At 62.3% G+C, this 12,961-nt stretch carries 15 protein-coding genes; 12 read left to right on the forward strand and 3 right to left on the reverse strand.

The window, feature by feature from the left end:
- Positions 1 to 14: 14 nt before the first annotated feature.
- From P0O24_RS01920 to P0O24_RS01935, 4 genes are read left to right on the forward strand one after another with little or no spacing between them, the layout of a single operon-like run.
- Positions 15 to 1,205 carry an acetylornithine transaminase gene (locus P0O24_RS01920; RefSeq protein ID WP_316968049.1) on the forward strand — a complete coding sequence of 397 codons (1,191 nt, stop codon included), beginning with the start codon at positions 15 to 17 and terminating at the stop codon, positions 1,203 to 1,205.
- Positions 1,180 to 2,244, forward strand: a complete 1,065-nt coding sequence (gene hisC / locus P0O24_RS01925; protein ID WP_316968050.1) for a histidinol-phosphate transaminase — start codon at positions 1,180 to 1,182, stop codon at positions 2,242 to 2,244. The genes P0O24_RS01920 and hisC overlap by 26 nt, the downstream gene beginning before the upstream one ends.
- The gene (locus P0O24_RS01930) at positions 2,229 to 2,750 is read left to right on the forward strand and encodes an adenylate kinase family protein (RefSeq protein ID WP_316968051.1); all 522 of its coding nucleotides are present in this window, start codon (positions 2,229 to 2,231) and stop codon (positions 2,748 to 2,750) included. Before hisC ends, P0O24_RS01930 begins: the two co-directional genes overlap by 16 nt.
- Positions 2,740 to 3,348 carry a CDP-alcohol phosphatidyltransferase family protein gene (locus P0O24_RS01935; RefSeq protein WP_316968052.1) on the forward strand — a complete coding sequence of 203 codons (609 nt, stop codon included), beginning with the start codon at positions 2,740 to 2,742 and terminating at the stop codon, positions 3,346 to 3,348. The genes P0O24_RS01930 and P0O24_RS01935 overlap by 11 nt, the downstream gene beginning before the upstream one ends.
- A 26-nt stretch (positions 3,349 to 3,374) precedes the next feature.
- Here P0O24_RS01935 and P0O24_RS01940 read toward each other — a convergent pair whose 3' ends face one another.
- Both P0O24_RS01940 and P0O24_RS01945 read right to left on the reverse strand, forming a co-directional pair.
- The gene (locus P0O24_RS01940) at positions 3,375 to 4,613 is read right to left on the reverse strand and encodes a PAS domain S-box protein (protein WP_316968053.1); all 1,239 of its coding nucleotides are present in this window, start codon (positions 4,611 to 4,613) and stop codon (positions 3,375 to 3,377) included.
- Between the two features lie 250 nt (positions 4,614 to 4,863).
- Entirely contained in the window at positions 4,864 to 5,001 is a 138-nt protein-coding gene (locus P0O24_RS01945) for a hypothetical protein (RefSeq protein WP_316968054.1), read from the reverse strand.
- 33 nt (positions 5,002 to 5,034) lie between these two features.
- On the opposite strand from P0O24_RS01945, the gene P0O24_RS01950 reads away from it, so the two are divergent.
- The 7 genes from P0O24_RS01950 to P0O24_RS01980 all read left to right on the forward strand — a co-directional run bounded on the left by P0O24_RS01950 (position 5,035) and on the right by P0O24_RS01980 (position 12,104).
- Positions 5,035 to 7,044 (forward strand): right-handed parallel beta-helix repeat-containing protein, encoded by a 2,010-nt coding sequence (locus P0O24_RS01950; RefSeq protein ID WP_316968055.1) that lies wholly within the window; start codon positions 5,035 to 5,037, stop codon positions 7,042 to 7,044.
- A 47-nt stretch (positions 7,045 to 7,091) separates the two neighbouring features.
- Positions 7,092 to 7,526 carry a siroheme decarboxylase subunit beta gene (ahbB, locus tag P0O24_RS01955; protein WP_394356663.1) on the forward strand — a complete coding sequence of 145 codons (435 nt, stop codon included), beginning with the start codon at positions 7,092 to 7,094 and terminating at the stop codon, positions 7,524 to 7,526.
- Positions 7,424 to 8,212 (forward strand): precorrin-2 dehydrogenase/sirohydrochlorin ferrochelatase family protein, encoded by a 789-nt coding sequence (locus P0O24_RS01960; RefSeq protein WP_316968057.1) that lies wholly within the window; start codon positions 7,424 to 7,426, stop codon positions 8,210 to 8,212. The genes ahbB and P0O24_RS01960 overlap by 103 nt, the downstream gene beginning before the upstream one ends.
- A complete protein-coding gene (gene hemA, locus P0O24_RS01965; protein ID WP_316968058.1) occupies positions 8,154 to 9,428 on the forward strand; it encodes a glutamyl-tRNA reductase in 1,275 nt (424 codons plus the stop codon). Before P0O24_RS01960 ends, hemA begins: the two co-directional genes overlap by 59 nt.
- Positions 9,403 to 10,362 (forward strand): porphobilinogen synthase, encoded by a 960-nt coding sequence (gene hemB / locus P0O24_RS01970; protein WP_394356664.1) that lies wholly within the window; start codon positions 9,403 to 9,405, stop codon positions 10,360 to 10,362. Before hemA ends, hemB begins: the two co-directional genes overlap by 26 nt.
- Positions 10,363 to 10,449: 87 nt before the next feature.
- Positions 10,450 to 11,373, forward strand: coding sequence for a DNA-methyltransferase (locus tag P0O24_RS01975; RefSeq protein ID WP_394356665.1), 924 nt, complete (start codon positions 10,450 to 10,452; stop codon positions 11,371 to 11,373).
- 68 nt (positions 11,374 to 11,441) lie between these two features.
- The gene (locus P0O24_RS01980) at positions 11,442 to 12,104 is read left to right on the forward strand and encodes a PaeR7I family type II restriction endonuclease (RefSeq protein ID WP_316968061.1); all 663 of its coding nucleotides are present in this window, start codon (positions 11,442 to 11,444) and stop codon (positions 12,102 to 12,104) included.
- A gap of 27 nt (positions 12,105 to 12,131) precedes the next feature.
- Here the strand turns inward: P0O24_RS01980 and P0O24_RS01985 are convergent, their stop codons facing one another.
- The gene (locus tag P0O24_RS01985) at positions 12,132 to 12,377 is read right to left on the reverse strand and encodes a RidA family protein (RefSeq protein WP_316968062.1); all 246 of its coding nucleotides are present in this window, start codon (positions 12,375 to 12,377) and stop codon (positions 12,132 to 12,134) included.
- 24 nt (positions 12,378 to 12,401) lie between these two features.
- On the opposite strand from P0O24_RS01985, the gene P0O24_RS01990 reads away from it, so the two are divergent.
- Positions 12,402 to 12,950 (forward strand): NADPH-dependent FMN reductase, encoded by a 549-nt coding sequence (locus P0O24_RS01990; RefSeq protein ID WP_316968063.1) that lies wholly within the window; start codon positions 12,402 to 12,404, stop codon positions 12,948 to 12,950.
- Positions 12,951 to 12,961: the final 11 nt, after the last annotated feature.

Below are 12,961 nucleotides of genomic sequence, written 5' to 3' on the forward strand. Positions count from 1 at the left end.
AGATGGAGAGAGAAATGTCTAGATCCGAGTCCGAACTCTCTGGCGCCGAGAGGACCGCCCGGATCGTAGAGCTGGAGAGGGGGTCGGTGATCCAGACCTACACCCGCCAGCCGATCCTCCTGGTCCGGGGAGCGGGAGCGAAGGTTTGGGACGCCGAAGGGCGCGAGTACATCGACTTCGTCGCCGGGGTGGCCGTCAACACCGTCGGCCACTGCCACCCTGCCGTAGTCGAGGCGATCGCTCACCAGGCGAAAGAGCTGATCCACACCTCGAATTTATACTACACCGAGAACCAGGTCTTCCTCGCCGAGGAGCTGAAGACCCTCACCGGTATGGATAGAGCCTTCTTCTGCAACTCCGGAGCCGAGAGCGTCGAGGCGGCCCTGAAGCTCGCCAGAAGGGCGACGGGCAGGTCAAAGATCGTCGCCGCGGTCCACTCCTTCCACGGCAGAACCCTTGGGTCCCTGGGCGCGACCTACAAGGCCGTCTATCGAGAGCCCTTTCGCCCCCTCGCCGAGGCGGAGTTTGTTACTTTCGACGACCCTGAGGCTCTGGCTGCGATGGTCTCGAAGGAGACCTCGGCGGTCATCCTGGAGCCGGTCCAGGGGGAGGGGGGTGTCAATGTCCCCAGCCCGGAGTACCTGAGGGCGGCCCGCCAGATCTGCGACGACTGCGGCGCTCTCCTCATCCTCGACGAGGTCCAGACCGGGTTTGGGCGTACCGGAAGATGGTTTGGAAAGGAGCACAGCGGCGTTCTCCCGGACGTCATGACCCTGGCCAAGGGGATCGCGGGCGGCCTTCCCATGGGAGCTATGCTGGCGGCACAGTCCGTCTCCGAGGTCTTCCAGAAGGGCGACCACGCCTCCACCTTCGGCGGCGGGCCCCTGGTCTCCGCGGCCGCCCTCGCCTCCATCGGCGCCATCAAGAACGAGAAGCTGGTGGAACGATCTGCGGAGATGGGCGCATACCTCAGGTCCAGGCTGGTCGAGGAGATCGACGCCCGCGAGGTCAGAGGCCTCGGCCTGATGGTGGGGGTCGAGCTGGAGGCGAACTGCCCAGAGATCGTGAACCGTGCCCGGGAGAGGGGCGTACTCCTCAACGCGACGAGCGAGCACGTCCTCAGGATGGTCCCGCCCCTGGTGGTGGGCAAAGAGGAGATCGACCGCGTGGTGAAGGTCCTTGGAGAGATACTCGAAGAACCTTAGGCCCTGCTTGGAGCGGCTGAAGCCCTACGTCGCCGGACGGGGGATCGGCGAGATCGCGGCAAAGTACGGCCTCCCGCCTGAGGAGATCGTCAAGCTCGGGAGCAACGAGAACCCCTACGGTCCGAGCCCCCGAGTCTATGAGGCGATCTCCTCTGCGAAGCCCGAGAGGTACCCCGAGCCTGGGCGGCTCGTCGAGGCGATGGCGGAGTACGCCGGGACGGCCCCCGAGAACGTGCTCATCGGGGCGGGGATGGACGGGGTGATGGATACGTTAACCCGCCTCTTCCTCGACCCCGGGGAGAGGACCGTCATCTTCACCCCCACCTTCAGCTACTACGAGATCCTGACGGTGACGGCAGGGGCAGAGCCGCTCTTCCTCCCCCGGGGAGAGAACTTCGAGGTTCCGACGGACTTCCCAGAGGGGATCAAGATGATCTTCATCTGCTCGCCGAACAACCCCACCGGCGACACCATCCCCGAAGAAGACCTCAGGGGGATCGTCGAGGGGACCGACGCCATAGTCTTCCTCGACGAGGCCTACGCCGAGTTCAGCGACGAGAACTTCCTACCCCTGGCGGCAGAGTACCATAACCTGGTGGTGGGAAGGACCCTCTCCAAGGCCTTCGGCCTCGCCGGTATGAGGCTCGGCTATGCCGTCGCCCCCCCCTGGATCGCCGAAGAGTATCGTAGGGCTGCGCCCCCCTTCTTCGGGGTGACGACGCCGTCGGTTGCAGCGGGGATAGCAGCCCTGGAGGATATCGAGTACATGAGACGGTCTGTTGAGGCGATAAGGCAGGAGAGGGCCCGGATGCTGAGGCTTATGCCAGAGTTTCGCCCCTCGGGGGGCAACTTCCTCTACCTGGAGACGGAGGTGCCCTCGGGAAAGGTGGCTGAGGATCTCCTCAGAAGAGGCGTCATCGTCCGGGACTGCTTCTCCTTCCGGGGGGCGGGGGACCGTGCCCTTCGGGTGACGGTGGGAACCCCGGAGGAGAACGACCGGTTCCTCGAAGCCTACGGTGAGGTATGCGGGCTGCCCTGACCGGTACGCCGGGGACGGGAAAGACGACCGTCGCCGCCCTCCTCCCCTTCAGGGTCATCGACCTCAACGCCGTCGTCAGAGTGGAGGAGCTCACCCTGGGCACCGACCCCGACCGGAGCTGTCTGATAGCCGACGTCGAAGCCCTCGCCGAGAGGCTGGAGGAGCTCGCCCCCGAGGGAGACGACGAGATCGTCGTATTGGAGGGGCACTTCAGCCACCAGTTCGCCCCCGAGGCGATCGTCCTGAGGACCCGTCCCGGGGTCCTGAGAGAGCGGCTCGTCCAGAGGGGGTACTCCAAGGAGAAGGTGAGAGAGAACCTGGAGGCGGAAGCTCTGGACGTCATCCTGGTGGAGTCGGCGGAGTGGTGTGATCGGGTATCTGAGATCGACGCCACTGCTCTATCGCCGGAGGAGGTGGGGGCCCTGGTGGTGAAGATATTGCGCCGGGAGATCGCCATGCCCCCGGGAAAAGTCGACTGGACCGGAGAGATGGAATTTGACCCTTGACGACCTGAGATCGAAGTCCCTGGCAGTGACCGAGCCCCTGGCCGCCCTGGCGGAGAGGGCGGGGGCGACCCCCAACGCCATATCCCTCATCTCCATGGCCTTCGCCCTGGCGGCGGGGGCCTTCTACTATCTATCGGCCGGGGGGCCATCCCTCCTTTATATAGCGGCCCTGATGGTCCTCCTCAACGCCGTCTTCGACGCCGTCGACGGGACCCTCGCCCGGAGGATCGGGGCTGCCGAGGCGAGGGGAGACTTCCTCGACCACGTCATAGATCGGTACGCCGATATGGCGATCCTCACCGGGATCGTCCTCGCCGGCTACGTATCGGAGGCGGTGGGGATATTCGCCGTCATGGGGGTCCTCCTGACGAGCTACCTGGGGACCCAGGCCCAGGCCCTGAGCCTCGGCCGCCTCTACGGCGGGGTGATGGGGAGGGCCGACCGGCTCGTCCTCATCCTCGCAGCCACCATCGCCAACGCCATCTTCCCCGGCGATATCGCGGGCCTCTCGATCCTGGGGTGGGCCGTCGTCCTGATCACCGTGGCGAGCCACGTCACAGCCCTTCAGAGGATCGTCCTCATCTGGAGGAGGCTATAGTCTCCTTCGGGCCCCCAGGTTCCAGCTCAGCCGCGGTCTGTGGAGGATCTTCTCAAGCGGGAGACCTCCACCACCTTTCCGAAGTGCCATGCGAGATCTCTCGCGAATTTGATCAGGTGTTCATCGATCTCTCCTTCGCGGCCCAAAACCAATAGGCCTATCGGCTCTTCGCCGGAGCAAAAGGGGGCCGAAGCCCAAGAGATCCTCATGTCCCCCTCCACCACCGTCCTCTCCTCGCAACACTCCAGAAGCTCCCCGACATCTACCTCGTCCATCAGCTCCATCAGCTCCTCCATGGGCCCCGCCAGGGCCCGGAGGACCAGATCTTTCCCTTCCAGGATAAACGTCGCCCCCACCACGAACCCGTCGCCCCCCTCCACCAGTTCGGATAGCTCCTCTCTCATCAGGTCGTCGGCCCCTCCGCGAAGGTCGAGGGTCTTGCGGGCGAGGGAGTAGAGGAGGGAGAGCCTCCGTCTGTCCGTCCGGAGGCCCTTCTCCCCCTCCTTCCTCTCGGTGATGTCCACCAGACTTCCCAGGACCCACCTCTCGTCCTGGTAGTCGAGGGGGACGATCCTCGCCTCGACCCACCGTTTTGACCCATCCTTCCTGATGATCTTGAACTCGTGGACCATCGACCTTTCGGCTCCGGACTCCTTTGGAAAATCCCCTACGCACTCGAAGGACTCGGGGTCGGCGAGGTTCCAGAAGTGCTCTCCGACGAGATCCTCCTCATCGCAGCCGAAGATCTCTTCGAACTTGGAGTTGGCCATCTTGAAGCAGCCGTTCTGGAGGAGGTATATCCCTGTGGGGGAGTTCTCCAGGACGTATCTGCTCATAGCTTCGGACCGCTCCACGTCCCGCTTCATCCGCTGCTCTTCGGTCCGGAACCTGGCCTCGCTTATCAGCGCCTCGAAGATGAAGGGGAGGCTCCGGAAGCTGTCGACGCTCTTCATAACATAGCTGGTGGCATATTTCTCGAAGGCGACCACCTGAAGCTCTTCCGTCCCCCGGCCCGTCACCATGACGACGGGGACGTCCTGATCTCTCTTCCGGATCTCCTCTAGGACGTCGAGGCCGCTGATCCCCGGAAGGGCGAAGTCCACTGAGACGAGATCGTATCCGGTCTCTTTGATCCTCTCAAGCCCCTCCTCTCCGGTGGTGGCGACGTCCACGAAGAACTCGTCGTGTTTTGAAAAGCCGAGGAGGATCAGCTCCACGTCGTCGGGGTCGTCCTCAATTATCAGGATCCTGTAAGGGTTAGTCATCCTGGATCGCCTTTCCGTCTCGTCCCGCAGATATCCGTTTTCATCCGATTAGTATCTTCCCTCATAAGTTCGGACCAGGAGCTCCGATCTCGATGGTTTCGGCCCCCATGGGAGAATGGCAAATTCGGCGGGGATAGAGTTATCTATCCCCCACGATAACGGGATGATTTAACGGATTGGGGGTATCGCAACGGAAAGATCCTGGCTTATTATCTCGCTCCTTCTCATCTCGGCATCTCTCCAGCTGGCCTCAGCAGAGACGCTGGTCGTCGACCAGAGCGGAGTCGAGGGGTTTTCGACCATAAGGAAGGCGGTCAACGCTGCCGGACCCGGCGACGAGATCCAGGTCCGTCCTGGATATTACAAGGAGGGGGCCATCCCGATTCACCGGTCGGTATCCATTCGCGGGGCACCAGGGGAGGTGACCCTCGAGGGGGGGTTCGTGGTGGGGGCGCCCGGCACGACCATCTCGGGCTTCGAGATCAGGGGCTTTGGGTCTGGCGTCGGGATTGAGCTGAAATATCCAGAAACCGTCATCGAGGGATGCACCATCCGGAACTTCTCGACGGGGGTCCTCTCCACCGCTTCGGAGAACCGGATCTGGGACTCCGCCATCGAGGGCTGCACCGCTGGGGTCGGGTTCCGGGACGGATCCGGCAACCTGATCGGCGACTCTCTAATTCGATCCGCCCTCGGCGTCGAGATCGTCGGGTCCCAAAGGTCTGAGATCTCTAACTGCACCTTCTTGGGAGATGTGGGGGTTTCCATCGCCAACTCCAGCGAGAACGCCGTCCTCTGCTCCGTCTTCTCATCGGCGACGGGGATCGAGGTATACGACTCCGATCATAACCGGATAGAAGGAAATGAGATCTCCTCTTCGAATGCGGGGATCGCCTTGGATGGATCCCTGGAGAACGAGATCCTTGGAAACTGGATCGATGGGTCCAGAGTCGCGGGCGTCTTCCTCCTCAACTCCGGAAGAAATGCGATCAGAAACAATTCGGCGCGTGATTGCACCATCGGAGTTCGGTTGAAGGGCTCAGCTGAAAACCGAATCGGCGATAACCTCCTGGAAGATAACGAGGTCGCTGGACTCCGGCTGGAGGCTTCGACGGAGAACGTGATCAGAGGAAACCTCCTCCGGGATAACGGCGAAGGGCTCTTTTTGAGGTCGGGCTCCTCCAAGAACAAGATCGAAGATAACGAAATCTTCCGGAACGGACGGGGGGTCGGCCTCATCGGCTCTGGCTCAAACCTCCTCCGGGAAAACCGGATGGACCTGAACCGGTATGCCATCGGGGTCGACCGGGAGGATATCTCGTCCTGGGACGACGGCCCCTTCCGCCAGGACCTCGATCCATCGAACACCATCGACGGAAGGCCAGTCTGCTACATCGTCGACGGCCTCGACCTCACCCTCTCAGAAGATTGCGCCTTCGTCGCCCTGGTGCGGTGCAGCAACGTCACCGCAGAGGACCTAGTCCTCTCCAACAACAGCGCCGGAGCTCTCATCGTCAACTCTACTGGCTGCGCCCTTCGAAATCTCACCCTATCCAGAGATGAGGCGGGGCTCCGTATGCTGAAGACCTCCGGCTGCAGGGTCGAGGGGAGCAGAGCCGATAACTGCACCATCGGGTTTCTCGTCCAGGGTGGGGAGGAAGACGAGATCCTCGGATCCACCGCCCGGGGCTCCGAAGGCTCGGGCTTTGATATCCAGGGCTCCGAAGGGGTCTTGCTGAAGGGTTCGAAGGCTTCGGATAACAAGGTGGGGATATCCATCGCCAACTCGCCGAAGACCATGATCTACAAGTCCGAGGCGATCCGGAACTCCGAGGAGGGGGTGAGGATCGCGGGATCTCCCAACTGCGTCCTGAACATGAACTCGGCGTCGGAGAACCGCCAGGGGATCCGCATCTCCGGCTCCGGCTTCTCCCTTTTGATCAGAAACGAGCTTTGCTCCAACCGGGATGCTGGGATCGCCCTCCACCAGCTATCGGGGGCGACGGTATCCGGGAACGTCGCCGTGGACAACGGCGACGGCCTCTTCCTCCAGTCCGTCGAGGGGGTGAAGGTGGAGGGGAACAACCTGAGCAGAAACGGCCGCTACGGCCTGAGGATGAGCTTCTCCAGGGACGGCAGGGTCCTCGGAAACTCTTTCATCCAGAACGGGATCTCGGGGGCGAGCCTGGTGGACTCCACCGGATGGTCCATATACCGCAACAACTTCGTCGATAACGGAAACCCGATGCTGCCTCAGAACGCCGTCGACAACGGGGATAACGACTGGGACGGCGGCCCCGAGGTCGGCGGAAACTTCTGGAGCGATCATCATACATCGGGAAATCCGGGATCGGATCCCAGACGGGTCCCGGTGAAGGGGGTCGACAGGTACCCTTACCAGGACCCCGACGGCTGGAGGGGGCTCAGATAGGAGGTGTTGAAACGACCGAGGAGATCGACGGACTGGACATAGCCCTCATCAGGGCTGCCCAGGAGGGGATAGCGGTATCAAGAAGCCCTTACCGGCTTCTGGGCACAGAGCTGGCCATCGGCGAGGAGGAGGTGATCGAGAGGCTCCAGCGGCTCCTGGAGTTGGGGGCGATCAGGAGGTTCTCGGCGACGATAGGCCACAGGGCTCTTGGGATCGTCGCCAACGCCATGATCGTCTGGAGGGTCCCTCCCGAGGAGGTGGCTAGGGTCGGGGAGATCATGGCCTCCTTCGACGAGGTCACCCACTGCTACGAGCGGACCCCGAGGGTGGAGTGGCCCTACAACCTCTACACCGTCGTCCACTCCCCGTCGAGGGAGGAGTGCCGGAAGGTCGCCGCCGAGGTATCCCGGAAGGTCGGGATCTCCGACTATCAGGTCCTCTTCAGCGAGAGGGAGTTCAAGAAGACGGGGGCGAGGATCTGACGGGCCACCTCCCCCTCCTCCTGGATCTCTCAGGGCGGAAGGTCGTAATCTTCGGCGGGGGGGCGGTCGGCGAGAGGAAGGCGCGGTTATTTTCAGAGCACGCCAGGGTGACGGTGGCGAGCCTCGAATTCAGCCCCGGCCTTCAGGAGATGGCAGAGGTGGGGGCGGTCGATATCCTCGAGGTCGATCTTTGGAGCGGTGCCGCCGACCTCCTGCGGGAAGCCTTCATCGCCGTCCCCGCCACCAGTGATAAAGAGCTGAACCGCTGGCTCGAAGAGACGGCAAAGGCCGCTGGGGTCCTGGTCAACAGGGTCGACGGCGTCGGCGAGGTCACCGTCCCCTCCGTCGTCAGGAGGGGTCCAGTCGTCGTCGCCATATCGACCATGGGAGAGAGCCCTGCCCTAGCGAGGCGGTTGCGGGAGAGGATCGAGACGGTCCTGGACGAGGGGTACGGCGATATGGCCCGGCTCCTGGGGGAGATGAGGGGGGTTCTCAAGGAACGGGTCGCCGACCAGGGTGAGCGGCGCCGGATCCTCTTCGAGATAATCTCCGACGATAGTGTATGGCGGCTCCTCTCGGAGTCCTACGAAAAGGGCTATAAGAGGGCCGGAGAACATATCCCCCCAGATGAGCGAGATAGCCTCGATGCTGGTGACCCACCGGAAGGCCTGCATCGAAGAGATTGAGCGGTCGTGGCACGGAGACCTGGAGGCGCTCCTATCCTGGATATCGTCTCACGATCTCGTCGAGGAGTGTGCCGTCCTCAAGACCTGCAACCGGGTCGAGATCTACGTCGTATCCCCCCGGGGGGAGAAGGTCCTCTTCGAGCTGGCCAAGCGGGCCCGGATCTCATCGAGGATCATCGACTTTCACGATCATGACGAGTCCCTCGCCCACCTCCTCCGCCTCGCCTCGGGGCTCGAGTCGATGATCATCGGCGAGGACCAGATCCTCGGCCAGATGAAGGAGCTCTACTCGATGGCGAAGGAGGCGGGGACCACCGGGTGGACCCTGGACGTCGCCTTCAAGAAGGCGATCTCCGTCGGCAAGAGGGTCCGTCGCGAGACGAGCATCAACGAGAGGTCGATCTCCGTCGGCTCGGCGGCCGTCGACCTCGCCGAGGAGATCCTGGGCTGCCTTGCGGGCAAGAGCGTCCTGGTGATCGGGGCCGGCGAGACGGGAGAGCTGATCTCAAGAGCCCTCCTCTCCAAGGATGTAGGAGAGGTTCGCGTCACCAACAGGACCTTCGGGCGGGCCCTCTCCCTGGCCGCGAGCCTCGGGGCCGAGGCCGTCCCCTTCGACGAGATGAAGGAGAGGATCAGGACCTCAGACCTGGTCATAAGCGCCACCTCCGCCCCCCACTACATCCTGAGGCGGGACGACCTGGAGGAGGTGATGGGCCGTAGGGCGAAGGGGACGCTCCTGATGATCGATATCGCAAACCCCCGGGATATCGACGAGGACGTCGGGGAGATCCCCGGCGTGGAGCTTCGAAACATCGACGCCCTCCGGGAGATCAGCGCCGAGAATATGAGGCTTCGGATGGCGGAGATGGACCGGGCCGAAATGATCATCGCCGAGGAGCTCGCCTTCCTCAGGGCGAAGTACAAGAGGAGGAGGGCGGAGGAGCTCCTGGGGAGGATCTACCTCCAGGCCGAGGAGATCAAGGCCCAGGAGATCGTGAGGGCGATGAACAAGCTCGCAGCCCGCCACACTTTAGGGGAGATCGAGGAGAGGGTCTTATCGGATATGAGCCACTCCATCGTCAACAAGATCTTCGCCGAGCCGACGAAGGCGCTGAGGAGGGCGGCGGAGCGGGGCGACGACGGATGTCTGAATTTCGTAGAAGAGCTCTTCGGGCTGGAGGCGGATTATGATGAGACGGATGAGAAGGCTTCGTAAGCCGGGGATAAGAAGGATCGTCGCCGAGACGAGGGTATCGACGGACGACCTGATCATGCCCCTCTTCGTCGACGAGCGGCTTGAATCGCCGGCGAAGATAGGGTCGATGCCGGGGCAACTGAGGCACTCCCTCGAGAGCCTGGCAAAAGAGGCGGAGGAGCTGGAGGAGCTGGGGGTTCCCGCCGTCATCTTATTCGGCATTCAAGAAGAGAAGGACGAGGTCGGCTCCGGAGCCTACGACCCCCGGGGCATCGTCCAGCGAGCCGCCGAGCGGATCAAGGAGACGACCTCCGACATCGTCGTCATCGCCGACCTCTGCCTCTGCGAGTACACCAGCCACGGCCACTGCGGCGTCATCAAAAACCAGGAGGTGGCAAACGACGAGACTCTACCCCTCCTGGGCAAAGCAGCCGTCTCCCAGGCCCGGGCGGGGGCGGACGTCGTCGCCCCCAGCGGGATGATGGACCATATGGTAGGAGCGATCCGCGAAGCCCTGGACGACGAGGGGTTCGGCGACACTCCCATCCTCTCTTACGCCGCCAAGTACGCCTCCAGCTTCTACGGACCCTTCCGGGAGGCTGCGGAGTCGGGGTACGCCTTCGGCGACCGGTCCGGCTACCAGATGGACCCGGCGAACGCTTTAGAGGCCCTATGGGAGGTCCGGCTCGACATCGAGGAGGGGGCGGATATGATCATGGTGAAGCCGGCGATGCCCTACCTCGACGTTATCCGGATGGTGAAGGACGAGTTCGGGATGCCGACGGCCGCCTATCAGGTGAGCGGTGAGTACTCGATGATCATGGGCGCGGCCGAAAGGGGCTGGCTCGATGGAGAGAGGGCGATGGGTGAGGCGCTGACGTCGATCAAGCGGGCGGGGGCGGATATGATCCTGACGTACTACGCGAAGGAGTTTGCGAAGAAGACGCAAGAGTGAGTGAGGAGTCTGAGTCAGAAGATGTGCGAAGATGTGGTGATAATCGAGCCCTCCGATTTTGGGCGCGAGCTGGAGGATCTGGTTCCGATGGCCGCTCTAAGTTTTGCCCGAAGCGAAGGGCAGAGGGCGATTCCAGCCATCGCCAAAAACCCGGATCTTCTCCTGGAGATCGAGATGGCTGCAAAGCGGGTCCCCACCCGCCATCAGCTCATCCTCGGAGACAGCCGTTTTATGGAGGCGATCCCGGACGAGAGCGTCCATCTAGCGGTCACCTCTCCTCCCTACTGGACTCTAAAGGAGTATCCAGCCAACGAGGGGCAGCTCGGCTCCGTCGAAGATTACGAGCAGTTCCTCGAAGAGCTGGACAAGGTCTGGCGGAACGTATTTCGGGTCCTCGTCCCCGGCGGTCGCCTCGTCGTCGTGGTGGGGGACGTCTGCCTCCCGCGGCGCTGCTTTGGAAGGCACGTCGTCTTCCCTCTACACGCCAGCATCCAGGAGCGGTGCCGGAAGATCGGCTTTGACAACCTTGCGCCGATAATCTGGTACAAGATCGCGAACGCCAGATTCGAGTCGAATAACGGGTCGAAGTTTTTGGGAAAACCCTATGAGCCGAACGCCATCGTCAAGAACGACATCGAGTACATACTATTTCAGAGAAAGCCAGGTGGGTATCGAAAGCCCTCAAATGCGGCTCGTCTCCTCTCGGTGATCCCCGAGGATCTCCACAAGGAGTGGTTCCAGCAGATCTGGACGATCACCGGGGCATCGACGAGAAAACATCCTGCCCCTTTCCCTCTGGCCCTTGCAGAGAGGCTCATAAGGATGTTCTCCTTCGTCGGTGATACGGTCCTCGACCCCTTCATGGGCACGGGAACCACAAACTTGGCCGCTGGCCAGTGGGGGCGGAGCAGCGTGGGATTCGAGATCGAGCCGACATATTTTGAGATGGCCTCGAATCGTCTCAACAAGATCAGAAATAAGCAGCTTACGCTGGATTTTGACGGCTTCTAGGGGGTGGGATTATCACAGATTTCGCTGGAGACCTCGTTTTCTCTGACGCTGTGAAAACTTTCTGGCAGATGAGAGATCGGCAGATAAAGGATCAGGAGAGGCGCGGCAGGTCTGATCAGGGGGCGCGGAGCGCGGTCACTGGCGGAAAGCAGATGGACGGATTTGTCCGGAAGATCATCGAGCTGATGACGGCAAGCGGCGTCGATGAGGGGAACATCTATACGAAAAGGACCCACCTGCCCGGATTCTTCCGGCCGGTCAAGGGTTGGGATATCGTGGTGGTAGTTGACGGGGAGCTTCAGGCTGCCATCGAGCTCAAGTCACAGGTTGGCTCGTCGTTCGGAAACAACTTCAACAACCGCACCGAAGAGGCGATGGGCACGGCCCTGGACATCTGGACCGCCTACAGGGAAGGTGCCTTTCGCACATCCCCTGCGCCCTGGCTTGGATATCTGTTCTTGCTGGAGGACTGCCCGGGATCAAGAAGCCCGGTGAGAACTCAGGAGCCCCACTTTCCCGTCTTCGAGGAGTTTCGGGGCGCTTCATATGCCAAGAGGTACGAGCTATTCTGCCGGAAGCTGGTCCGAGAGCGTCAGTACAATGCAGCATGTTTCATCATTGCAGATCGCGAAAGATCCCGCTCCGATGAGAACTACATCGAACCGGCAGAGGATCTATCTGCAAACCTGTTTTTATCTCAGCTGACTCGCCACGTGGGGGATCGAAGGTAGGATCGTTTTTTGGTATGTGATATGCTATTATCTCCGCTCCGCCACCACGGCTACCGCGTCCATCTCCACCAGGAACTCCGGGCGGGCGAGCCCCGAGACGATGGCCACGGTGATCGCCGGCGGGTTGGGCCGCGTTCCCCACATCTTCACGAACGCCTCGCGGGCCGGCTGGATGGGCTGGCCGGCGGCGACGGGGACGTTCCACTTGACGACGTCCCCGAGGTCTGCGCCAGCGGCCTCCAGCGCCGTCCGGGTCGGAACAAGCCTATTCATATCTTGACCAAGAAATAGAGACCTATGTACATCCCCATCATCCTCGGGACCGCCCGGGAGGGGCGCGAGTCCGAGAAGGTCGCGAGGTTCATGCTGGCGAAGGCCGCGGAGTTCGGCCTCGAGAGCGAGATCATCGACGTCCGCGACTACCGCCTCCCCGCGACGGACGACTCCAAGACCTCCGAGGCGGCGGCCCGACTCAAGGAGCGGGTCCTCCGGGCCGACGGGATCGTCATCGTCTCCCCGGAGTACAACCACGGCTACCCGGGGGAGCTGAAGATGATGCTCGACCTCCTCTACGCGGAGTACTTCGGAAAGCCTGTGGGGATCTGCGGCGTCTCCTCCGGGGTATTCGGCGGCGCCCGGATGATCGAGCACTTGATCGCGACCTGCGTCCGCTTCCACATGCTCCCGACGGGGGAGGTCCTCTACTTCCCCAAAGTCCAGGAGCTCTTCGACGACTCCGGGGCGATCAAGAAGGAGGCTTACCACCGGAGGGCTGAGAAGTTCTTGGCCGTCCTCGCCGGATACGCCGAGCGGCTCGGCGGGACGGGCAGAGATGCCCACTCCTGATCTCTGCCGTC

This window comes from Candidatus Methanocrinis alkalitolerans, from assembly GCF_029167205.1.
In the GTDB taxonomy this organism is placed as follows: domain Archaea; phylum Halobacteriota; class Methanosarcinia; order Methanotrichales; family Methanotrichaceae; genus Methanocrinis; species Methanocrinis alkalitolerans.

Coding starts and splice junctions, on each gene's coding strand:
- P0O24_RS01920 (WP_316968049.1), top strand. CDS start 15: ATGTCTAGATCCGAGTCCGAACTCTCTGGCGCCGAGAGGACCGCCCGG.
- P0O24_RS01930 (WP_316968051.1), top strand. CDS start 2,229: ATGCGGGCTGCCCTGACCGGTACGCCGGGGACGGGAAAGACGACCGTC.
- P0O24_RS01940 (WP_316968053.1), bottom strand. CDS start 4,613: ATGACTAACCCTTACAGGATCCTGATAATTGAGGACGACCCCGACGAC.
- hemA (WP_316968058.1), top strand. CDS start 8,154: ATGAGCGAGATAGCCTCGATGCTGGTGACCCACCGGAAGGCCTGCATC.
- hemB (WP_394356664.1), top strand. CDS start 9,403: ATGAGACGGATGAGAAGGCTTCGTAAGCCGGGGATAAGAAGGATCGTC.
- P0O24_RS01975 (WP_394356665.1), top strand. CDS start 10,450: ATGGCCGCTCTAAGTTTTGCCCGAAGCGAAGGGCAGAGGGCGATTCCA.
- P0O24_RS01980 (WP_316968061.1), top strand. CDS start 11,442: ATGAGAGATCGGCAGATAAAGGATCAGGAGAGGCGCGGCAGGTCTGAT.
- P0O24_RS01985 (WP_316968062.1), bottom strand. CDS start 12,377: ATGAATAGGCTTGTTCCGACCCGGACGGCGCTGGAGGCCGCTGGCGCA.
- P0O24_RS01990 (WP_316968063.1), top strand. CDS start 12,402: ATGTACATCCCCATCATCCTCGGGACCGCCCGGGAGGGGCGCGAGTCC.